Annotated in this window: 15 protein-coding genes, 2 tRNA genes and 1 pseudogene; 9 read left to right on the top strand and 9 right to left on the bottom strand. The window is 68.7% G+C overall.

Annotated features, from left to right (window positions below; translation table 11 throughout):
• Positions 1–97: 97 nt before the first annotated feature.
• From AB0G63_RS08830 to AB0G63_RS08820, 3 genes are all read right to left on the bottom strand, one after another.
• Entirely contained in the window at positions 98–652 is a 555-nt protein-coding gene (locus AB0G63_RS08830) for a hypothetical protein (protein WP_360746446.1), read from the bottom strand.
• 188 nt (positions 653–840) lie between these two features.
• The gene (locus tag AB0G63_RS08825; RefSeq protein WP_360746443.1) at positions 841–5787 is read right to left on the bottom strand and encodes a PAS domain-containing protein; all 4947 of its coding nucleotides are present in this window, start codon (positions 5785–5787) and stop codon (positions 841–843) included.
• A gap of 268 nt (positions 5788–6055) precedes the next feature.
• A complete protein-coding gene (locus tag AB0G63_RS08820) occupies positions 6056–6529 on the bottom strand; it encodes an SSI family serine proteinase inhibitor (protein WP_360746440.1) in 474 nt (157 codons plus the stop codon).
• 169 nt (positions 6530–6698) lie between these two features.
• On the opposite strand from AB0G63_RS08820, the gene AB0G63_RS08815 reads away from it, so the two are divergent.
• Positions 6699–6789: transfer RNA gene (locus AB0G63_RS08815), tRNA-Ser, on the top strand.
• A 191-nt stretch (positions 6790–6980) separates the two neighbouring features.
• Positions 6981–7053: transfer RNA gene (locus AB0G63_RS08810), tRNA-Arg, on the top strand.
• A gap of 620 nt (positions 7054–7673) precedes the next feature.
• Here the strand turns inward: AB0G63_RS08810 and AB0G63_RS08805 are convergent.
• Together AB0G63_RS08805 and AB0G63_RS08800 are read right to left on the bottom strand one after the other, a co-directional pair.
• Positions 7674–8912, bottom strand: a complete 1239-nt coding sequence (locus AB0G63_RS08805; protein WP_360746437.1) for a helix-turn-helix transcriptional regulator — start codon at positions 8910–8912, stop codon at positions 7674–7676.
• Positions 8893–9207 (bottom strand): antibiotic biosynthesis monooxygenase, encoded by a 315-nt coding sequence (locus AB0G63_RS08800; RefSeq protein WP_360746434.1) that lies wholly within the window; start codon positions 9205–9207, stop codon positions 8893–8895. Before AB0G63_RS08800 ends, AB0G63_RS08805 begins: the two co-directional genes overlap by 20 nt.
• 212 nt (positions 9208–9419) lie before the next feature.
• Between AB0G63_RS08800 and AB0G63_RS08795 the strand changes: the two genes are divergently transcribed.
• Together AB0G63_RS08795 and AB0G63_RS08790 are read left to right on the top strand one after the other, a co-directional pair.
• Complete coding sequence (locus tag AB0G63_RS08795; protein WP_360746430.1) at positions 9420–9827, top strand: ATP-binding protein; 408 nt, start codon at positions 9420–9422, stop codon at positions 9825–9827.
• The gene (locus tag AB0G63_RS08790; protein ID WP_360746427.1) at positions 9821–10210 is read left to right on the top strand and encodes a hypothetical protein; all 390 of its coding nucleotides are present in this window, start codon (positions 9821–9823) and stop codon (positions 10208–10210) included. The genes AB0G63_RS08795 and AB0G63_RS08790 overlap by 7 nt, the downstream gene beginning before the upstream one ends.
• Positions 10211–10488: 278 nt before the next feature.
• On the opposite strand, the gene AB0G63_RS08785 is transcribed toward AB0G63_RS08790, so the two are convergent.
• The 3 genes from AB0G63_RS08785 to AB0G63_RS08775 all read right to left on the bottom strand — a co-directional run bounded on the left by AB0G63_RS08785 (position 10489) and on the right by AB0G63_RS08775 (position 15115).
• Positions 10489–12075, bottom strand: a complete 1587-nt coding sequence (locus tag AB0G63_RS08785; RefSeq protein ID WP_360746424.1) for a DUF262 domain-containing protein — start codon at positions 12073–12075, stop codon at positions 10489–10491.
• Positions 12076–12584: 509 nt separating this feature from the next.
• Positions 12585–13754: a Shedu anti-phage system protein SduA domain-containing protein gene (locus tag AB0G63_RS08780; RefSeq protein ID WP_360746421.1), complete on the bottom strand. Its 1170-nt coding sequence runs from the start codon at positions 13752–13754 to the stop codon at positions 12585–12587.
• Positions 13755–13930: 176 nt separating this feature from the next.
• Positions 13931–15115 (bottom strand): DNA cytosine methyltransferase, encoded by a 1185-nt coding sequence (locus tag AB0G63_RS08775; protein WP_360746418.1) that lies wholly within the window; start codon positions 15113–15115, stop codon positions 13931–13933.
• 389 nt (positions 15116–15504) lie between these two features.
• On the opposite strand from AB0G63_RS08775, the gene AB0G63_RS08770 reads away from it, so the two are divergent.
• Positions 15505–15699 carry a hypothetical protein gene (locus AB0G63_RS08770; RefSeq protein WP_360746415.1) on the top strand — a complete coding sequence of 65 codons (195 nt, stop codon included), beginning with the start codon at positions 15505–15507 and terminating at the stop codon, positions 15697–15699.
• Between the two features lie 127 nt (positions 15700–15826).
• Here the strand turns inward: AB0G63_RS08770 and AB0G63_RS08765 are convergent.
• Positions 15827–16230 (bottom strand): annotated as a pseudogene (locus tag AB0G63_RS08765) (MarR family transcriptional regulator).
• 415 nt (positions 16231–16645) lie between these two features.
• On the opposite strand from AB0G63_RS08765, the gene AB0G63_RS08760 reads away from it, so the two are divergent.
• The 4 genes from AB0G63_RS08760 to AB0G63_RS08745 all read left to right on the top strand — a co-directional run bounded on the left by AB0G63_RS08760 (position 16646) and on the right by AB0G63_RS08745 (position 21166).
• Complete coding sequence (locus AB0G63_RS08760; protein ID WP_360746412.1) at positions 16646–17521, top strand: DUF2797 domain-containing protein; 876 nt, start codon at positions 16646–16648, stop codon at positions 17519–17521.
• 75 nt (positions 17522–17596) lie between these two features.
• Positions 17597–18625 (top strand): amidohydrolase family protein, encoded by a 1029-nt coding sequence (locus AB0G63_RS08755; RefSeq protein ID WP_360746409.1) that lies wholly within the window; start codon positions 17597–17599, stop codon positions 18623–18625.
• A gap of 133 nt (positions 18626–18758) precedes the next feature.
• Positions 18759–19499, top strand: coding sequence for a response regulator transcription factor (locus tag AB0G63_RS08750; protein ID WP_360746406.1), 741 nt, complete (start codon positions 18759–18761; stop codon positions 19497–19499).
• A complete protein-coding gene (locus AB0G63_RS08745) occupies positions 19496–21166 on the top strand; it encodes a HAMP domain-containing sensor histidine kinase (protein WP_360746403.1) in 1671 nt (556 codons plus the stop codon). The genes AB0G63_RS08750 and AB0G63_RS08745 overlap by 4 nt, the downstream gene beginning before the upstream one ends.
• The last annotated feature ends 13 nt before the right edge of the window (positions 21167–21179 follow it).

The raw sequence follows: 21179 nt of genomic DNA, 5'->3' as shown, positions 1-21179 counted from the left end.
GGTTTCGCAGCGGGCGTGACAGCCGGCCGGCTCCCCGGTGTCCACCGCGTCGCCCGCATCCTCATCCGCGGCCGGCCTCGGTGAACGGGACGGCGCGTCACATGGGCGTCCGCGTCACCTTCAGGTCGTATTCGAAGGAGGGCTGGCAGGACAGCGACGAGGTCTCGCCGAGCACGTCGACGGTGAGGCTGGAGCTGAGCTGCCGGTGCACGCCGTGGGTGACGACGACCCAGGTGGGCTCCCGGTAGACGTCGTGGATCCGGGTCGTCTCGCCGGTGAGTGCGTAGGTGCCGCGGATCGTCGCGGTTCCCGCGTCACCGCCGTTCTCGCCGAAGTGCTCGATGGGCACGTCGGCGGAGACCGAACCGTTCACGAACAGCTGTGCGGGTTCCGAGCCGCCGCCGTACTCCCCGTCGGGTCCCTCGATGTTGACCGACGCGAAGGAGCCGTACTGGGAGTTGTCGTACAGATCCACCAGGATGGATCTGTCTCCTGCCCGGCCCTGGCAGGACAGCACGTGCCCCTTCTCGCGCGAGGTCGTCGCACCGCTGCCCGCCTCGGCGGACGACGCCTGCGCCGTCATGGCGGGAAGGCCCGCGGCCATGACCGCGACGCCGGCCACCAGGGCCGCGCGCATCGCATTCTTCTTCACAACTCGCCTCCGTAGAAAGTTGAACAACCATTCCGTAAGACAAGCGAGCCGTGCCGGGGAATTGAGTAATCGTTGCTCAATGTCCGGCGGGCGGCGAACCGGACGGCCGGACACACCGGTCCGGGGTCCGGGCAGTGACCGGCCCGGACCCACGCTTGCCACCGGCCGGTGGCAAGCGTGGGTCCGCCCTAGTTGGTCCCGATCCGGGCCAGCAGGTCCACGATCCGGGCCTGCACCTCCGCGCTGGTGGAGCGCTCCGCGAGGAACAGCACGGTCTCGCCGGAGGCCAGCCGCGGCAGGTCGGCCGCGTCGACCGCGGCGGTGTAGACGACGAGCGGGGTGCGGTTGAGCTGCCCGTTGGCGCGCAGCCAGTCGACGATCCCCGCCCGGTGCCGGTGCACCTGCAGCAGGTCCATCACGACCAGGTTCGGCCGGAACTGCCCCGCCAGCGCCACCGCGTCCGCGTCGCTCGCGGCCCGCGCCACCTGCATCCCGCGCCGCTCCAGCGTCGCGGTCAGCGCCAGCGCGATCTCCGCGTGCTCCTCGATGAGCAGCACGCGCGGCGGATGCTGCTCGCTGTCACGCGGCGCGAGCGCCTTCAGCAGAACGGCGGGATCGGCGCCGTATGCCGCCTCGCGCGTCGCCTGTCCCAGGCCCGCCGTCACCATCACCGGAACCTCGGCGGCCACCGCCGCCTGCCGCAGCGACTGCAGCGCGGTGCGGGTGATCGGCCCGGTCAGCGGGTCGACGAACAGCGCGGCCGGGAAGGCGGCGATCTGCGCGTCGACCTCCTCGCGCGAGTGCACGATGACCGGCCGGTAGCCGCGGTCGCTGAGCGCCTGCTGGGTGGTGACGTCCGGGGCCGGCCACACCAGCAGCCGGCGCGGGTTGTCCAGCGGCTCCGGCGGCAGCTCGTCGTCCATCGGCTGCGGCCGCGGCGGATCCGCGACCTCCACGGCCCCGCCCGGACCGTCCAGCGGTTCGGGCCCCTCTGCGGCGTTCTCGTCCGGCGCGCCGATGGCGTACGACCGTCCGGTGCCCTCGGTGCCCGGCTGCACCAGCCGCGTCTGTCCGGCCGGCGACGGCTGCGGCTGTGGCTGCGCCTGCGCCTGCACTGCGGGCTGGGGCTGTGGCTGTGCTTGCGGCGGTACGGGAGTCTGCTCGGCCGGCGGGTGCGGCCGGGCGGCCTGCTCCGTGACCGCGGCGGCGTCGGCCCTCGTCCCCAGCTTGCGCCGACGGCCCGAGCCGCCCGGCTGATGCGGCGCGGGCGTCGCGGCCGGCTGCTGCACCTGGGCCGCCTGCCGCGTGAACGGCACGCCCTGCCCCAGTGTCCGCACACTGATCGCCCGCCCCTGCGTGGAGTTCGGATCTACCGGCGCGACGCCCTCGGCGGGCACCGGCTGGGCCGCGGCTTCCACCGGCGCCGGGGCCGGGGCGGCGGCGTTCGCCAGGGGCACGCCGGCGCCGGAGGTACCGCCGGTGCCGGGCCAGGGCTGGGCGGGGGTGGGAGCGGGGGCGGGGGCCGGACCGGCCTCGGCGGGCACCGGCGGGGCCGGCACGGGCTCCGCGGGGGCGGGCTGCTGGGGCGCGACTGCCGGCTGCGCGGCCGCGGGCTCGGCCGGCATGGGCTGGGCGGGCAGGCCGACCTGCCCGGTCGCGTCCGGTGCGGTGACCGGCTGACCGGGAGCCATCTGCACGCTCGACGTCAGGGCGCCCTGCGGGGGAACGGGAGCGCCGGGCTGCACCTGGGGCTGGGGCTGCTGGACCGGCACCCCCTGCCCGGCTGTCTGTCCGGCCGTCGGCCCACCGGCCTCCTGCACCGGAACTCCGTGCGCGGGCGTTCCGGCCACCGCGCCCGGCTGGGCCACGGCACGACGCCGACGCCCCGTCGGCGCGGTCGTGGGGTGTGGCTGGGGCGGGGTGTGGTCGTCGGCCTGGTCGTGCGGAACGGCGTCGTGCCGACCGTCGTCGAGAGCGTCACCGGGGACGCCGTTACCGGCCTGGACAAGCCCCGCCGGGTGCCCGGGAACCTGCCCCTGCACCGGAGGTTGCGCCTGTGCGGGCACCTGCACCGGAGGTTGCGCCTGTGCGGGCACCTGGGCCTGCGCGGGCAACTGCGGCTGGCCCGGATTCTGCGGTTGGCCGGCACTTTGCGGCTGCGCCGGCGCCTGCGGCTGGCCGGGAGCCTGGGGCTGCACGGGAGCTTGCGGCTGCACGGGAGCTAGGGGCTGGCCGGGAAGCTGAGACTGCGCCGGAGCCATACCCGGTGCCGGCATCACCGCCTGCGCGGGCGCGAGCCCCTGTGCGGGGACGACTCCCTGTGCGGGGACGACTCCCTGCGCAGGCGCGACCTGTTGCCCGGGAACGGCCCCCTGAGCAGGAACGACTCCCTGCCCGGGGACCGGTGTCTGTGCCTGGACCTGCCCGGCGACCGCCTGCGGCTGACCCGGGACCTGAACCTGCGCGGGCGTCCCCCCCGGCACGGGACCGAGCCCCTGCGCCGCAGCCGCACCCGGAACCTGTGCCTGCCCCGGAACCTGTGCCTGCATGGGGACCTGTCCCGGCACCGGCACCGGCACCGGCACCGGAACCGGTGCCTGCCCGCCCGGCGCGGCTGTTCCCGCTCCCGCGGCCGCCTCCGCTGCCGCGGGCGCCCCCGCCGCGGCCTTCGCTCCGGCCTCCGCTCCGGCATCCGTCGCCGTCCCGCCGGACGGACGGTCGGCTTCAGCCGGGGGCAGGGCGAACACCGCGCGGGGCCCGGCCTCCTGCGCGGCGGCGCGCTCGTTCGCGGCGGCCAGGGCCCGTCGCCGCCGCCCGGTCGGCTGGCCGTCCTCGGTCTGGCCCGGCTGAGCCGCCTGGGAGAGCTGCGGGGGCTGGGAGGGCTGGACGCTCAGGCCAGGCTGAGGGGCGGAAGGAGCCGGCAGGGCCGGCGGCAACGCCTGCTGCCCGCCGTCGTCACGCCGGGCACGGTGGTGCCCGGCGCCCGGCGCGGGCACGCCCTGCGGCGGCACGGTTCCGCCCAGCCCGGTCCCCACGGCTGCGGTCCCCGCCGCATGCTCGGCAGCCGTCATGACGGCGCCCTCGGAGACGCCCTCCCCGGCGCCCTCGGCAGGCCGCCCCCGGCGTCGCCCCGTACCGCCGGAACCCTCGACGGCGGCCTGCGCCTGCGCCGGTACCTGCCCCTGCCCCTGCCCCTGCCCTTGCCCCTGTGCCTGGGCGGCCGCCTCCTCGGCCGCACGCCTCCGGCGCCGACCGGTGGGCGCGCCGCCCTCCGTGTCGCCCGCTCCGGCCGTCCCGGACCCGCCGGAGACCTCGCTCTCCAGGAAGGCGTCGACGGAGGACCGCCGCGCCCGCCGCCGCCCGCCGCCCGGCTGCTCGGCCGGGACCGCCGCATCGACGGCGGGAGCCTCGTCGACCGGGACCTCGGCCACCGCGATCTCGGCCACCGCGATCTCGGCTGCCGGAACGGCCCCCGCGCCACCGCCGATGGGCACTTCGAGCACGTAGGCGTTGCCGCTCATGCCCGGCACTTCGTGTGTCTGCAGCACGCCGCCGTGGGCGCGCACGATCCCGCGCACGATCGGCTCGTGCACCGGGTCACCCCCGGCGTAAGGCCCGCGCACCTCGATCCGTACGACCTCACCGCGCTGCGCCGCCGCCACGACGACGGTGTTGTCCATGTAACCGCCCGCCGACACCGGCGCGTTGCCGGTCGCGTCGACCCCCGCGACGTCCGCGACGAGGTGCGCGAGGGCGGTCGCGAGGCGCTGCGGGTCGACCTCGGCCTCGATCGGCGGGGCGTGCACCGCGAACTGCACCCGCCCGGGCCCGATCAGCTCCACCGCCCCGTCGACGCCGGCGGCGACGACGGCGTCGAGCATGACCTTCGTACGGCTGATCTCCTCGCTGCCGGCATCGAGGCGCTGGTAGCCGAGGACGTTGTCGATGAGGGAGGTGATCCGCGAGTAACCGGCCGAGAGGTGGTGCAGCACCTGGTTGGCCTCGGGCCACAACTGCCCGGCGTCGTCGGCGGCCAGCGTGGCGAGTTCGCGCCGCAGCTCCTCCAGCGGCCCGCGCAGCGACCGGCCCAGCAGCGTCAGCAACTGCTCGTGCCGCCCGGCGAGAGCTTCGTAGCGGTCCTTCTCGCGCTCGCCGAGGGCGGCGTACCGCTCCTCCCCGGCGGCGAGTTCCTCGTCGTGCCGCTCCTGCAGTTCCTCGAGTTCGGTGACGTGCTTCTGGCGCAGGGCGGTGAGCTCCGAGGCGTGCTCCTCCTCGATCCGCTCCAGCTCCGCCGCGTGCCGCTTCTCGAGCTCGTTCTTCTCCTCGACGAGCGCGTCGTAGGGCCGCCGGTCGGTGAAGGTCATGACGGCGCCGACGAGCTGGTCGCCGTCGCGCACGGGCGCGGTCGTCAGATCGACCGGCAGCGCGTCGCCGTTCTTGGCGAACACCACCTGACCGCGCACCCGGTGCTTGCGCCCGGAGCGCAGGGTGTCGGCGAGCGGGGACTCGTCGTACGGGAAGGGCGAGCCGTCGGCGCGCGAGTGCAGGACGAGCGTGTGCAGCTCGCGCCCGCCGAGATCGCTGGCCCGGTACCCGAGGATCTGGGCGGCGGCCGGGTTGACCAGGACGATGCGCCCGTCGGTGTCGGTGCCCACCACGCCCTCGGACGCGGCCCGCAGGATCATCTCGGTCTGCCGCTGCGAGCGGGCCAGCTCGGCCTCGGTGTCCACGGTGCCGGTGAGGTCCCGCACGACGAGCATCAGCAGCTCGTCGCCGCTGTAGCCGTGACTGTCGTACGCCTGGTGGCCGCTCTCGAGGTTCGCACTGGTGACCTCGACGGGGAACTCGGCCCCGTCCGTTCGCCGGGCGATCATCCGCGTCGGCTTGGTCCGCCCGCGCGGATCCATGTGGTCCGGCCGCCGCATGGACCCGGGGATGAGCTTGGAGTCGAACTGCGGCAGCAGGTCGAGCAGCCCGCGCCCGACGAGAGCCGTCCCCGGCGCCTCGAACGCCTCGAGCGCGATGGTGTTGGCGTTGACGACGGTCCCATTGGCGTTGACCAGCACCAACGCGTCGGGAAGCGCGTCCAGTATGGCTGCGAGGCGAGCAGCGCCTCGGGATGGCCTGCTGCTCACGAGACGCTTCCTCCCTGTTACCGCCCTTTGCTGACCGCTCGGGCCATCTTGCCAACCTGCCCGCGACGTGTCACGCGAGGGAGTCTAAGGGCAGCGGTTGCGCCGGCGACGCCGGATGAGAGGGAGGTCGCACAACGAAATGCCGCAGAACCCGTGACCCTGCCGTGACCACGCCGCCCGCCCGGCGCCCGCTCTCCGCGGGACTTTCACGCGACTTCGGCGCAGCCCGGCCCCGCCGTGAGACGTCCCGCCGAGAGACGCCGTGCGGTCACGGCCGCCCGCGGGAATCGAGATCGGGCAGCAGCGGCACGAGCCGGTCCCAGCGGGCGATCCGGCACCCGTCACCGCGGTCGTACACCGCGTCCACCGGCCGTCCGGCCCAGGTGCCGGTGACGTGCGCGGTGGCCGGTCCTCCGTACTGCATGGTGCACATGCCGCCGTCGGGGACGGGGGCGAAGACGTCCGTCCCCCACCGGGTCCCCCGGTCGAGCGCGGCGCAGGCGCCGGCGGCGTCGGGATGACTGCCGCTCGCGGGGTGGCAGTACAACTCGTACGTGCCGTCCCGCCCCTCCCCGGCGTGCCGCACGGTGACCATGAGGTGATCGCCGCCGCGGTCCTCGTCACGGACGGGCGGGGGCGCGAGCGTGCCCGCCGCGGCGTACGCGACGGCGGGCACGACGGAGAAGGCGGCGGCGGTCGCGGCGGTGGCGGCGACCAGGGCGCGGGGGATGGCCTGCAGCATGACCTGACTAACGCGCCACACCCCCGGACGTTGCGCGCCACACCCGTCACGGGCAAGGGCTTTGCCCTGCGGGCTTCCGGCCTAGTACCGTGGGAGGCGATTGGTGACACCGCACTCGGCTGTGTCATCATCTGCACGCACCACTCGCGCTCGCGCGGGCGGTTGTGCTGGAGGCGTCGCCTAGTCCGGTCTATGGCGCCGCACTGCTAATGCGGTTTGGGCCTTAAAGCCCATCGAGGGTTCAAATCCCTCCGCCTCCGCGCTGCATCACCGAAGCCCCGGTCCCCAGGACCGGGGCTTCGTCGTTCCCGTCCTCCCCCCCCGTGAGGGCGTTTGCCCAGGTCACAAGGGGTGGACCAAACGGATTTCACATGGCGGCGGCAGTCATGTAATGTTCTTCCTGTCGCCGGGACGGGGCCGAAAGGACCAAGACCGGCAGAAAACAAAACAAGCACTCGTAGCTTAACGGATAGAGCATCTGACTACGGATCAGAAGGTTGCAGGTTCGAATCCTGCCGAGTGCACACAGACCAGAGGCCCCGGAGAGATCCGGGGCCTCTGGTGTTTCAGCCGGCCTGGGTACCGTCCATCGCGGCAAACAGCTTGCCGAGCACTGCGGATCTTCCCCTACTCACCGGCTTCAACGTAGGCCTCCGTCGTCATGGCGATCTGCGAGTGCCGCAGGACGTGCTGCGTGATCTTTGGATGGACCTTGAGGCGACCAGCAGCGAGCTGCGCGTGTGCCAGGTTTCCGGATCGGGATCACGGGAGGCTGGCGCGGTGGGCGCGCAGGGCGGATGTGCGGGTGAGGCTGCTGAGCCCGCCGCCTTCGGAGGGCTTTCAGAAACAGCTCGGGCAACGGCAGGAAGTAGTCGGCCCCCTCCGTTTCGGTCTCCCAGTGAAGGATCTGCCGCGGGCCGTCTAGATCCCCCGTCGGGAGGAATACGTCCCTCCGCACTTTCCGATCGCTCAGCACCGCTGCCGTTCCGGGGCCCGCCCAGCGTCTTGCCATGCGCGCAGCACTGGCAGACGTCGGCCGACTTGGTCAACCACTCGCGGACGTCCCGGACGGTTAGCCTGCCGAGCGCTTCGCGCCAAGGTGAGGCGCGAACACGGAACCCGTACTGAGGTTGTGTCCAGCGCGTTATCCGCCAGTCCGTACCTCCTGGACACCCAACTCTTCTGCCAGGGCGTGCAGTTCCTCGGAGGGCGGCTGGCTCATGGTCAGCAGGTCGGTGGTTAGCTGCTTCACCAGCGGCAGAGACCGCACCATCTCGGGCGCCAGCTCACGTGCCGTCAGCAATGCCGAGACCGCGTCAGAGACCTGCCGACGCTGGGCATAGGCCCTGGCCACGTCGATCTGGAAACGGGTCTGCCGTTCCGCCGACAGCCCGGAGGCGTCAACGGCCCGCGCGGCCCGCAGGGCGACGCCGGCGTCTCCCAGGTCGACAGCGACGGCCACTTCGTGCAGAGCGACGTTCGTCGGGCCGAACTCGGTGTTGTAGTCGTTGCGCCCGTCGCCGACCAGTTCGCCCATATCGCGGGCCTCGCGGAGGAATCCGTACGCCTCATCAGCGAGGTTCAACCGAGCTGCGGCGACCGCCCGTTGCAGCGTCAGCGCGCCACGCAACGCCACCGCCTCGACCTGTCCGGACTCGGCCAGGGGCCGCAGCGCGTCAGCCGCACTCCCGGACACCTGGGCCGCCTGCTCGAAATGACGCGCGCCGAGAAAGACCAGCGACAGACGGAACTCACCGGCCGCCATCAGCAGCGGATCGTTCGCCCGCTCGGCAGCGACCACGGCACGGTCCACAGCGATCCAGGCCGCCTCCGGCTCGCCCATGTTCGCCAGCGCTCCGCTGCACGTGTGGTACATGACCGCCAGCAGCCGGAACAGCTCGGGGCGGTCCGACTCGGGAACGGACCGGGTGGCCGACTCAAGCTGGGGCACCAGCCCTTCCAGCAACTCGGCCAGGTCGGCGTAGTTGCCCTGATGCGTGAGCGACCAGGCCCGGTCGACCTCGGCGCGCAGCGTCGGCACATCAGGCGCCGTGTCCTGTCGACTGAGAACCGCCTTGAGCGAATGCGCGGCACTCAGCACCAGTCGCAGCCGACTCGCACCCGGCGGCTCCCCTTCGGACACCGACGCGACGAGGGGGGCCTCGGCCGCCAACTCGGCGATCGGCACCTCAAGGACGTCGGCGACCTTCTCCAGAACGGTCATCCGGTCGATGCGCCGCACGCCCCGCTCCACCTGGGACACCCACGCTTCCGAGCGCCCCAGCAGCCCGGCGAACTCCTTCTGGGACAGCCCCCGGCGTTTGCGGTTGAAGGCGATCTTGCGGCCAAGCGCCTTCTGGTACTCAGTGCTCAACGTCCACACCCTTGCCGGACACGAAGTCCAAGCGGTCCACCTCGACGGCGGACAGGTACTGCCCCCGCTCGGAGAGGAAGGCGCGCACGTAGTCCTTCGACTCGTGCTCCTCGAAGGCGTCCTTGTCCCGGTAGAGCTCATAGAACACGCGCTCCAGCGGACGGCCGTCAACACGGTGCACCGCGTAGACCACCGTCCCGGGCTCATTCACCCGAATCAGCGCACCGGTGCGCGCCACCAGGTCGTCGAACGCAGCCGCCGCCACGTCGTCCTTGCACGTGAAGCGCACAAACAGCCCGAACATGCGAAGCCTCCCTCCATCGGCATCCAGGTCAGCACCAGACCACGCGGCGAACGCTATGCGCCACCCGCCCGTACGAAAAGTACGAACCCGCATTCTCCGTACGCGCACATTCGGTACGGCGCTAGTACTAATTGTACGGCTCTGCATGGTCCGTGTCAGCCGATCCGTCCGGCGGACACAGAAAACAGCAGGTCACCGCCACGGAGGACGCCATGGCCACGCACCGACGAACCTTCCCGGGAGACCCCCAAGCACTCCGCGCCGTCCGCAACTGGATCCACACCACCCTGAACGGCCACCCCCGCACAGACGACGCCGCCCTGATCGTCACGGAACTCGGCACCAACGCCCTCACCCACACCGCCAGCGGCGACGGCGCCGGCGCCTTCCACGTCACGCTGACCGTCTCGGAACTGAGCACCACGATCGCGGTGACCGACGCCGGACAGACCAAGACCGCCCCCGAAATCCAGCACGCGCCCCTCAGTGCCACCCACGGCCGCGGACTGGCCATGGTGGCCGCCCTGGCCGACAGCCTCACGGTCCAGGGCGACGACTCCGGCCGCACCATCACCGCGGAGCTCCACGCAGACGGCCACCGCGGAGCCCACCCATGCTGATGGGTCCACAACGCGGCTACTGGTGCGAGTGCTGGACGGAAGACCTCACCGAGCAACGGCGGCCGGCACGCCTGGCATCGTTCGACGCCTACACAGCACCCCAGGCGGACCGGTGGGTTGCAGTCGCGCTCCGCACGATCTCCCCAGCCTTGGACCCGGATGCCTCGGACGCAGCATGGGAATGGCTGTGCGACGGCCGAATCGAGACCAGACGAGCCCTCTTGCGCTCCGAGCCCTGCATGGTCTCAATCACCCACGAGAGCATCCGCATCACATGGACGATCCGGCCAGTGATCTTCCTCCCGCTCGCACACCGCCAGATCACTCAACTTCCAGCCTGCGCATACGACTTCACGCCTCAGGCGACGCATGCATCCGACTGAGTAACAACCTTCTTCACGGGTTCAAGGCGGCTCGCTCCGCTCACCGCGCGCGGCCCGGCCCCCGGCCGGGCCTGCGCTCCTGCCTCCGTCCCGCTCCAGCCCGGCCGGCACCCGCGCCGCACTCAGCAATGAGCCGCTTCCAGACACCAGGCACAGTGCGGATCGGGTCGACTGGGCTGGCGGTTGTGAGTGGCTATGTTGGCCGCAGCGGCGATGACCACCCAAAGTTGCGCTACACCGGGCACTTCCTGAGAGAGGCCGAGGAATTTGGAGACGTTCTACTCGTCAGCGATAAATTCCTTGGCTGTGCTGACGAGACGAGCGGCACGCTCGGTGGAGAACTTTTCGAAGTCATCCTCAAACAAGCTCGCCGGACAGAGGGACTTCTCAAGGATTTTCGGAATTGCTTCTTCGTCCATGCTCTGCCGATAAACGCTTGGAGCACTCCCGCCCAAGGTCTTGTTGTCTTGAGAAGACATGAACGCAAAGTTCACGAGCGCATTAATTTGCTCCGCCTTCACCCCTTGCTGCTTCAGGTGGGCCCTAGGGTAAAGGTGATGAAACTCGTTCCGATTGTAATTCTGCAGCACTTTCGCCAACGTGATAGGGGAACCCGACACGAAGGAGAGTGGCGATTGCTGCGCAAGCAGGAGCACGAAGGTCCGAGTACTAACGGTACCCACCGAGAAGCTCTGACTGAGGAAATAGTCGGGATCGACCGAAGAAGCAATTTGATCAATACTAGAGCTCCCCTTTTTTCGCAACTCTACTGCTTCCGCGATGTCGCGATTCATATTGCGCAGAACGCCTGCAGAATAGCGGCGGGAGAAACAGGACCGCCAGAACCACCTGAGCAGTTGCTTGCGCTGAGCCTCCGTGTACTTCACGGCGGTGGTCCCAGGAGTGGCAAAGAAGGCGCTCAGTGCGACAATAAGCGTCGCATAGGGCAAATTGTTTAGAGACTCGACTCTTAGATTTTTGTGCAGAAAGTCAACAGCTCCCTTGATGCCGTTTTCGATCTCCTGAAAACGAGTTCGTACCTCTGACCCGTTCAGTCCAATCAAAGCAGACGGGGATGCATCATGCGCAATGATAGCTGCGCAGCAACGCAAGAGAAGGTTAGTGTCTTCCCCAACGTCCTCGAAACCGAAGGGGCGAAGATCCTCAGCCAAGTCATTGAAGCGCTCTTGCAGGTCGAATTCTTCACTCCACGTCCACGCAGAAAGCAGCTGGAGTGTATCTAGCTCCACCCCCATTCGATTTACCCGCTCGAAGACAATGGCCACTTTCGCCCTATTGTCAGTCTCGATCGACTGGACGGGGATGACGGCTTCCTTGAATTCTGACTGCACTTTATCGATTAGCTCAAGTTTTGTGGCGTCGAGATGCTCTGTAGCCTTACGATATGCCGTAACGTTGAAGAAGGTGCCGATAGGGAAGTGCTTTTCGGGGTCGACCTTCTCGTTCGAAAGGGCGAGGAATTGACTCTCCTGGAGATCGGGAGAGGCGCTGAAGTCAAAATAAATCCTATTCCATTCGACCGCTTCTTCCGGGGTAATTTCTGACTGGAAAACACCAAAGATGGAAGTCAGGCGTTGCTGCCCGTCAAGAACGTAATCAATCGGATAGTCGGGGTCATTTTGCGGCAGCACGAACGGTCCGAGTTGGCGTTCTGATTGAAGCTGCTCCTTGGTTCGCCAAAGAATCAACGCGCCAAACGGATATCCTTTGTAAATGGAATCCATGAGGTAGGCCACACGCTCGGCATCCCATACGAATCCACGCTGAAAAGCAGGGATTCGAACGGAGCCCGATGTAACTTGGTCGATAACCTTGCGAATTGACAGTCCGTCCAAGGTGTTCACCCCCCAAACAAGCGAGCTGCCTCGCTTGTGTTCAGCCGCGTCAGTGCCCTCGAAACCACACCGAGGTCAAGATGCACGCTAGACGGCACGGTGGGTCGCAGCAAGCAGAACGCCAGATTCACGGCTAAGGCATGCACGCTGTGCTGTAGCCACCGAGGGAGTGCGGCAGCCGTCGCCGTGCCCGGAGGCAATACGTGATGCGTGCCAGATGTTGTGAGGGCCGCGGGAGGCGCCGAGCCCCGGTCCTTCCCGCAGTCGGACACTGCCCAGCAAAGACATCCGTGTCCTGTTCCGCTGTCCTCACGGGCCGGCGGTCACAGGTTGCTCTGGCCGACGACCCTGACAGCGTGGCTGGGGCCGGTGGGAGTGCAGCGAGTCACACGCGTGCCTGGTCGGTCGGCGCACCCGACGTCGTGGCTGACTTTCGCTGGCTGAGATGCAGACGGGCCTGGTAGCGATCCCAAAGTAATAAACGTGCCACAGTCTGAGGCGGCGGGAGTTGATGAAAATTACCCCTCAGTCAACTCTTCCTCGAATACGAGAGTGCGCTCCGCAGCGTCCAGAAGATCTTTATACGTGAGCACTTCGATACGTGACAGGTGTGAGTTGTACGAGCGTATTGCCTGGTCAATTTGCAAGCGAGAAGGTGCCCCATGTATTAGTTGCACGTGAGTCGGATGACCAATCACGACTGAGGAACGTACCCGCCGGAGATCAACCTCGAAGTCGAGTTCCTCACTCAGCTCAACTTGCAAGGAGGCGCGTTGATCGTCAAGCGCGCGCAAGTAGTTTACTGTCTGCGCAACCGCCTCATGCACGTCCTTCCCTACGATGTAGTGCCGGCGATGCTCCTTGACGAGCCCTGGGATGCACGGACCCTTCAGTTCGACGATGTGCAATGACCCATCTGCGCAAAGCAAAGGAATATCGTACTCGTCGAGAAAGGTAAACTTGCGCCTCGGAGCTATGCCTACGTAGCGTCCCCCGAACAGCCAATACTTATCGCCGATAGCGCGCTGCAAATCAGTTTCCGTCGTGCCGGGTGTGGCGGCGAGCACTTGGAGTTGTTCGACTGCTTCGCGGCGGCGACGCACAACAGCCGATTCGACCTCGCTTAGACCACGATGTGTCTCTGTTACTGCGGACAGGACGACCGGAAGGCTCGCGTCACCTTCAAGGGCGCGTCCAATCGCATCTGGGCTGAACCCGACAACATTAAAGAGCTGAGCTTGAGTCTCGCGGATTTCGAAGTCTCCAAGTTGTTCTCGGAGCTCTTGGAGGACTTTGAGTGACTTTCCATCGCCCGTCGAGGCCAAGCCAAGCCTAGGCCGCCATGACTCGTTTTCTCCGTCATGCTTTTGAACCAAAAGCACAAGCGTGCGTCCGTACTCCTCGGAAAAACGCTGCGCTGCGGCAATAACCGCATTGCTGAATTTTCCGTCAAGGATAACGGCAACCGAAATGGCTGCGCGTCTAGCGTCCTTGGACTGACCAAAGCGTACGTCGAGGTTATCAGGCTTACTTACCTGACTAGCATAGATTGTTTCACTAGGGAATCCGGTTAGCTGCCCTATGAGGGTCATCAAACGGCCGTACTTGTACTTGCTATTTATTGTCGCCGAGTGGTTGACGCCCTGTAGGGCTTCAGCAAGTTTGGCCAGATTGTCTTCGACGGTCACCAGGCAGACGCTAGCTCTCGTGATCAAAGAGTGCACGCCTTTTGAGCACAGGACAGCGTTCTCGCAGGTGGGGTGAGGGATTCAGCGTGGCGTACAGCAACAGTCAGCAAGCCAAAAAAGACGGCAAAGCGCACAGAATTAGGCTGACTCTGGCTAAACGTGCGAAAGTCCTCAAATCATACCGAGACTGCGGGGCTGAGCAGCTCGATGTGTTCTTTGAGTGCCGTGGCAAAGTCTTCGTCGTATCGCAATCGGCTCTTCTGTAGGCGTCCAAAGAATCCACTGGTGGCACGCAAGCTCAAAGGCTCTAGGGATTCCTTATCTACAACGTCGAGCAGGTGCCTGTACGGGTGCTGCTCTGGCCACATTCCATAAGGCACCTCCCAGCGCTCCTCGCCGTTACCCCAAGCGGCTAGTGGCCAACGCATGCCCTTCAATAGGGGAATCTGGCCAGTCTCGTCAAATTCTCCTGGATTCCTGAGTCGTTTGCCCACCCACTCGGCTACGCCTACCGTGACGGCGTTGCCTACTAGTTTCCAGCGGGGGCCCGTCCTGCCGTTCGCCTGTTGGGCTGCAATGGTCCAGTTCCGTGGAAAGCCTTGCAGTTCCTCGGCGTCGTTGATCGATGGAGTGACGACTGCCCGCCCGGTGGGTGCACTTCGGATCCACATCGCAGGGGGAGAAGGAATTCCTAGGCCGGACCCGCCCTTTAGGGTAGGCAAGGCGTCTTTTGCCCACCCCAAACCCGTATTCCCCTCAGTCCAGTAGAACCCGTAAGCATCATCGCGGTATTCCGCGTCCGGAATCTCGTTGGTTTCATCAGCGAAGAGGACCCTCCTAGGGTCCTCGGTGCGAGACGCGACCACGATTACTCGCTGCCTGCGTTGTGGGACGCCTGTAAACCTCGAATCGACGAGCCGGTAGGCCCACTGGTAGCCGAGCCTGTCGAATTCGCCTACCAGGTACTCCATGGCGTGCCCTCGATCGAGCGCAAGCATGTTTCGCACGTTCTCGATGACGACCCATCGCGGGGATGCATCGGCCAGGAGTTCAAACAGGTGCTTTACGAGCCCTGACTGCTTCCCATGGATGCCTGCGGTTCTGCCTGCTTGCGAAAGATCCGTGCAGGGGAAACCGGCTGTTACTACATCAACCGGGGGCAATGCGGGCAGATCCTGAATGTCGTTGTGGTAGTCGACATCGGGGAACTGATCGAGCAACACAGCCTTCGCAGGTTCCGCCCACTCGCAGAGAAGTTTCGTCTCGAAGCCTGCACGGTGCAGGCCGAGCTCCAGGCCGCCGATGCCCGCAAAGAGCCCGGCTACTGTCGGAGTTGGGTCGGTGACGTCAGGTGTTGCCATGGGTTCAATGATCCCATGGCGTTTGGACTCAGCATACGGAAGCGACCGATCTCACGCTGAGTGCCTCGCTCCCGGGCCTTGGGAGGGCCGGCTCTGTACAGCAGCGAAGTACAGCGACCCCAGCAACCGCCAGCGACCGACACTGGCCCTGACGGTCCTCCCCGCAGCCTGTATGACCTCCAATGACCGATCCCTGTAGAGCTACGGATCAGAAGGTTGCAGGTTCGAATCCTGCCGAGTGCACAGCAGGCCAGAGGCCCCGGATCACTCCGGGGCCTCTGGTGTTTCACGGGCGTACGGTAGTGGAGTACGGCAACGGGCCCTGGGTCAGCTGGAGTCAGCGCAGCCACCTTCGGGTGCACCTTCAGGGCGACCGGGAGCGAACTGCCATGACCGACCGAGACTGGTACGACGACAGCGGCTACGAGAGCGCGGTCGGGCGAGCCGAGCGGATGACTCGGGTGGGCTGGACAGCGATCTTGGGCGTGACGGGGCTGATGACGCTTGCCGCGATTGCTGCCCTCGTCCTCTGCCTGGCCGTCGTCGTCGGGATGGTTCACGTCGTGATGGTTGCCACCCGCTAGACATTGCTGAGCTTGTCAAGCGTGCTCCGCTCACGAGTCTTGAGGAGCAACCGGTGGGGCACGGGGCTTCTGTCCAGCGGGTCAGGTGAATGGTCGTGTGCCGCCGGGCCCGGGGCGGGCGGGTGCTTCAGTCCGTCCGGCATTGTTCCTCCAGGTAGTCGGCGGCCAGTGCGCTCGCCCGGGTGAACCAGTCCGTCAGGACCGCGATCTCGTCGGGTGAGTAGTCGCCGAAGAGGGCGGCCAGGTGGGCGTAGTAGGGCTCGTAGACCTCGCGGATGCGGGCCTCGGCGTCCTGCCGTGCGGCCACGCGTACGCGGCGGCGGGTGACGTAGCCCGCGAGTTCCAGGCGGTTGAGGATTCCGGTCACGGCGCCCGTCGTGACATGGGCGCGGGTCGCCAGATCGCCCGCCGTGAGCTGGTTCTCGCCGGCCTCGATGACGTAGGCGAAGCAGGTCAGGTCGGTGACGTTCAGCCCGGCTGCTGGGCCATCTCCTGCCGGCTGATCATGCTCGTCGCGATGAGGTGGTCCATCGCCGACAGCGCCTGTGCCGGGGTGGCGGGCGGGCGCGGCTTGGCTTGCGTACCGGGAATCCCTGGCCGTCGGGCTTGCGGTCGTGGCGGCGAGCGTCCTGGTCACTTGGGTGCTGCACCCCGCCGGGCGGGGCAAGCCGTCGGGGGCCGCGGCCCCGGGACCAGTGGGGCTGGCGGGTGCGGGAACTCACCGCTCGGGAGGGGCATCCGGGGTGCGTCGGGGTGTCGGCTGGCGGGGCGCGGGGCGCGGGGACGCCGTGCGGCCACGGCGGAGACGGAGGTCAGGGTCACCGGTCCCGCGGGGCCGGCGTCCGCTGCCGCTGCGGAGACCGGCGGCTGAGTCTGCGGCCGGGGGCGGCCGGGGGCGGCCCGCGCGGGGACCGATTGTCAGTGGCTCCCTCTACGCTCGTGAGAGATGGCACAGGCATGGAAGTGCGCGGGGCTGCGCTGGACGGCAGGTCGTCCCGTGCTGGCTTGGGAGGGCGGGCGGGGCAGCGCGCTGGTGCGGGGGAAACGCGTGGCCTTCGCGGTCGCGGACGGGGGTGGGCGGACATGCGTGGGAGCCAGGGGGCATCCGTGTCCGGTGCGGGCGGGTGTGCCGGGGCGGAGCACGGGGGCGCGGTGCGAGGAGTGCGCGCGGCTGGACCGGGCGCACTCCGTCGCCGCCGACACGATCGCGGACGACCCGCGGCCGTACCGCGTATACCTGGCGTGGTTCGGGCCCGGCATGGTCAAGGTCGGGATCACCGCGGTGGAGCGGGGCTCGGCCCGGCTGCTCGAACAGGGGGCGGTCTGCTTCAGCTGGCTCGGCGCCGGACCCCTGATGGCCGCCCGGCGCACCGAGGAACTGCTGCGGGCCGCGCTTCAGGTGCCGGACCGGATCCCGTACGGCGAGAAGCGGGCGGTGCGGCCCCGGTTGCCCGCGTCGGCGGCGGAGCGGGCGGCCGAGGTGGCGGCGCTGCACGCGCGGGCGGTGGGGCTGGCCGGCTGGCCGGAGTCGCTGGCGTGTGAGCCGTGCCGGGTGGTCGACCACGTGGAGGCGTTCGGGATCGCGGGGCTGCCGCCCGCCGCCGGGCAGGTCGGCGAACTGGTCGCGGGCGGGTCGGTGGCCGGCGAGTTGCTGGCGGCGGCCGGGCCCGACCTGCATCTCGCGACCGGGCGCGGGATCGTCGTGCTCGACACCCGGCTGATGACCGGCTGGGACCTCGTTCCCGCCCCGGGCGGAGACGGGTTCACCGTTCCGGTGCGGGAGTTCAGAGAGGACGCGGGGGTCCAGGACGGGTTGTTCTGACATGCAGGACGGGTCTGCGGGAGGGGTCTGCGGGACGGGTTGTTCCGGCCTGCGGGTGCGGGTGATGGTGAGGGCATGAGCGATCACCGAGCCCTGTCCGGGCGGCCGGGCGGACGGAGAGCAGTGCAGCCGGGCACCCACACCCGTACGCCCGCCACCACCGAGCACACCGAGCCTGCCCGCACCGAGCCCGCCCCCACTGCGCCTACCGCCCCCACCCCGCCCGGGGCGGGCGAGGCCGCCGAAGTGCGGCGGTTCTGGGAGCGGCTCGGGGTGCCGGGGCTCGTCGACGTCCACACGCACTTCATGCCGGAGCGCGTCCTGCGCAAGGTCTGGAGGTACTTCGACTCGCTCGGCCCGCTGACCGGCGGTGTCGAGTGGCCCATCACCTACCGGGCGGAGGAGGCCGAACGGGTCGCCGTCATCCGGGAGTTCGGCGTGCGCGCGTTCACGGCCATGCTCTATCCGCACAAGGCCGGCATGGCCGAGTGGCTCAACGGCTGGGCCGTGGACTTCGCCCGCCGCACCCCGGACTGCCTGCACACCTCGACGCTCTTCCCCGAGCCCGGGGTCGAGGCGTACGTGCGGGACGCGGTCGAGGCGGGCGCGCGGGTCTTCAAGGCGCACGTGCAGGTGGGGGCGTACGACCCGGCCGACGAACTGCTCGACCCGGCCTGGGGGCTGCTGGCCGAGGCCGGTACGCCGGTGGTGATCCACTGCGGTTCCGGTCCCGCGCCGGGCAAGCACACCGGTCCCGGACCCGTCGCCCGCGTGCTGGCCCGCCACCCCCGGCTGCGGCTCGTCGTCGCGCACATGGGCATGCCGGAGTACGAGGACTTCCTCGCCCTGGCCGAGCGGTACGACGAGGTGCGGCTGGACACCACCATGGCGTTCACCGGCTTCAGCGAGCGGCTGGCCCCGTTCCCGAAGCGCGCGCTGCCCAGGCTGGCCGGCCTCGGGGACCGCATCCTGCTCGGCAGCGACTTCCCCAACATCCCCTACCCCTACCTCGAGCAGCTGCGGGCCCTGGAGGAGCTGGGGCTCGGGGACCCGTGGCTGCGCGCCGTGTGCCACGACAACGGGGCCCGGCTGTTCGGGCTGTGACCTCACGTCACTTCCCACCAGGGAAGCGGCAAGGGATTGCCCAAGCGCCGCCTGAGAGGCGCCTGTGCGTTTCTTAGCAAAATCACAGGTTGCCGAAAGGGCGCTCTCAGAGGGTCCGGACAGTGTGTTCACCATGACCACGACCTCGCCCCAGGGGCGCACCGAACTGCTGAGGCCGGACGGGAGCCCCGTCCGAGTCCTGGTGGTGGACGACGAACTGTCGATCACCGAACTGCTGTCCATGGCCCTTCGCTACGAGGGCTGGCAGATACGCAGCGCCGGTGACGGCACGGGAGCCGTCCAGACCGCGCGGGAGTTCCGTCCCGACGCCGTCGTCCTCGACATGATGCTCCCCGACATGGACGGGCTGACCGTCCTGGGGCGGCTGCGCCGCGAGCTGCCCGACGTGCCGGTCCTGTTCCTCACCGCCAAGGACGCGGTCGAGGACCGTATCGCCGGTCTCACCGCCGGCGGCGACGACTACGTGACCAAGCCCTTCAGCCTCGAGGAGGTCGTCGCCCGGCTGCGCGGACTGATCCGCCGTTCCGGCGCCGCCGACCGCCGCTCCGAATCGGTCCTGGTCGTCGGCGACCTCACCCTCGACGAGGACAGCCACGAGGTCTCACGGGCCGGCCAGAACATCCACCTCACCGCCACCGAGTTCGAACTGCTGCGCTTCCTGATGCGCAACCCGCGGCGCGTGCTCAGCAAGGCGCAGATCCTCGACCGCGTGTGGTCGTACGACTTCGGCGGCCAGGCCAACGTGGTGGAGCTGTACATCTCCTACCTGCGCCGGAAGATCGACGCCGGACGCGAGCCCATGATCCACACCCGTCGGGGTGCCGGGTACCTGATCAAGCCCGCCGTGTCATGAGCGGACGACGACGAACGCGTCCGCAGAAGCGTCGAGCGGGACAGCCGCGCACCCTGCGGGCGCGGCTCGTCGTCGCTTCCGTGGTGCTGATCGCCGTGGTGTGCGCGGTGATCGGCGCGGTGACGACGCTGGCGCTGAATTCCCATCTGTACGAGCAGCTCGACACCAAGGTGGGGGACGTCGCCATGCGCGCGGTCGGCGGTCGCATGGACGGCAAGCTGCCGCCCGGCGGTCAGGTCGGCGGCTCGAACAGCGGTTCCTCCGGGATCGCGGGCCAGCCCGGCGCACGGGACGACGACATCCCGGCGAGCGAGAAGGCGACCAAGTTCGTCAAGCAACCCCCGACGCAGCTCGGGACGATCGCCGCCTACGTGCAGAGCGGCAAGATCGTCAGTGCGGCCGTCGCGGAGCAGACGAGCGACAGCAACGGCGTGTTCAAGGACATGAAGGCGGGCAGCCTCAGCACGGCGCAGAAGGCGGCCCTCGCCTCCGTGGCGAAGGACAACACCGAGCACTCCGTGTCGATCCCGGGCCTCGGGGACTACCGCGTCCGGTACGTCACGAACGGCAGCGACTCGTACTACGTCGCCCTCCCGACCACCGAGGTCGACAGCACCGTCAACACCCTGATCCTCGTCGAGGTCAGCGTCACCGCCGCCGGTCTCGGCGCGGCCGTCATCGCCGGTTACGTGCTGGTCGGCGTCGCCACCCGCCCGCTGCGCCGGGTCGCCGCCACCGCCACCCGCGTCTCCGAACTCCCCCTGCACACCGGCGAGGTCAACCTCAGCGAGCGCGTCCCGGAGTCCGAGACCGACCCGCACACCGAGGTCGGCCAGGTCGGCGCCGCGCTCAACCGGATGCTGGACCACGTCCACGGCGCCCTGCACGCCCGCCAGCAGAGCGAGATGCGGGTACGGCAGTTCGTCGCCGACGCCAGCCATGAACTGCGTACGCCCCTCGCCTCCATCCGCGGCTACGCCGAGCTGACCCGGCGCGGCCGTGAACAGGTCGGGCCCGACACCCGGCACGCCCTCGGCCGCATCGAGTCCGAGGCGGGCCGGATGACGCTGCTCGTGGAGGACCTGCTGCTGCTCGCCCGGCTGGACGCGGGCCGTCCGCTGCAGTTTGAGCAGACTGACCTCATCCCCCTCGTCGTCGACACCGTGAGCGACTCCCGGGCGGCCGGCATGGACCACAACTGGCGCCTCGACCTGCCCGACGAGCCGGCCCTGGTGTCGGCCGACGCGGCACGCGTCCAGCAGGTGCTGGTCAATCTGCTCGGCAACGCCCGCAAGCACACCCCGCCCGGTACGACCGTCACCGCGCGCGTGCAGCGGCGCGGACCGTGGATGTGCGTGGACGTCGAGGACAACGGCCAGGGCATCCCGCCGGAGCTGCTGCCGCACGTCTTCGAACGGTTCGCCCGCGGCGACTCGGCGCGCTCCCGCTCGACCGGCTCGACAGGGCTGGGGCTCGCGATCGTGCAGGCCGTGGCGACCGCGCACGGCGGCGCCGTGACCGTGGACAGCGTGCCCGGACGCACGGTGTTCACCGTCCATCTGCCGGCCCTGGCCCCGCAGGCGCCCCACCCGGCCCCCGAAACGAACTGGCAATCGCACTCACAGGCACAGCACAGCGCCACCACATGGGTGCGACAGGGCGCTTGACCAGAGTCGATGT

It is taken from the genome of Streptomyces sp. NPDC020996 (assembly GCF_040641355.1).
Classification (GTDB): domain Bacteria; phylum Actinomycetota; class Actinomycetes; order Streptomycetales; family Streptomycetaceae; genus Streptomyces.
This window is presented reverse-complemented; position numbering and strand designations above follow the sequence as displayed.

What these genes read in the sequence shown, in the direction of transcription:
- AB0G63_RS08820 (WP_360746440.1), bottom strand. Translation starts at nt 6,529, where the DNA reads ATGCTGCAGGCCATCCCCCGCGCCCTGGTCGCCGCCACCGCCGCGACC.
- AB0G63_RS08800 (WP_360746434.1), bottom strand. Translation starts at nt 9,207, where the DNA reads ATGTTCGGGCTGTTTGTGCGCTTCACGTGCAAGGACGACGTGGCGGCG.
- AB0G63_RS08795 (WP_360746430.1), top strand. Translation starts at nt 9,420, where the DNA reads ATGGCCACGCACCGACGAACCTTCCCGGGAGACCCCCAAGCACTCCGC.
- AB0G63_RS08790 (WP_360746427.1), top strand. Translation starts at nt 9,821, where the DNA reads ATGCTGATGGGTCCACAACGCGGCTACTGGTGCGAGTGCTGGACGGAA.
- AB0G63_RS08775 (WP_360746418.1), bottom strand. Translation starts at nt 15,115, where the DNA reads ATGGCAACACCTGACGTCACCGACCCAACTCCGACAGTAGCCGGGCTC.
- AB0G63_RS08770 (WP_360746415.1), top strand. Translation starts at nt 15,505, where the DNA reads ATGACCGACCGAGACTGGTACGACGACAGCGGCTACGAGAGCGCGGTC.
- AB0G63_RS08760 (WP_360746412.1), top strand. Translation starts at nt 16,646, where the DNA reads ATGGCACAGGCATGGAAGTGCGCGGGGCTGCGCTGGACGGCAGGTCGT.
- AB0G63_RS08755 (WP_360746409.1), top strand. Translation starts at nt 17,597, where the DNA reads ATGAGCGATCACCGAGCCCTGTCCGGGCGGCCGGGCGGACGGAGAGCA.
- AB0G63_RS08750 (WP_360746406.1), top strand. Translation starts at nt 18,759, where the DNA reads ATGACCACGACCTCGCCCCAGGGGCGCACCGAACTGCTGAGGCCGGAC.
- AB0G63_RS08745 (WP_360746403.1), top strand. Translation starts at nt 19,496, where the DNA reads ATGAGCGGACGACGACGAACGCGTCCGCAGAAGCGTCGAGCGGGACAG.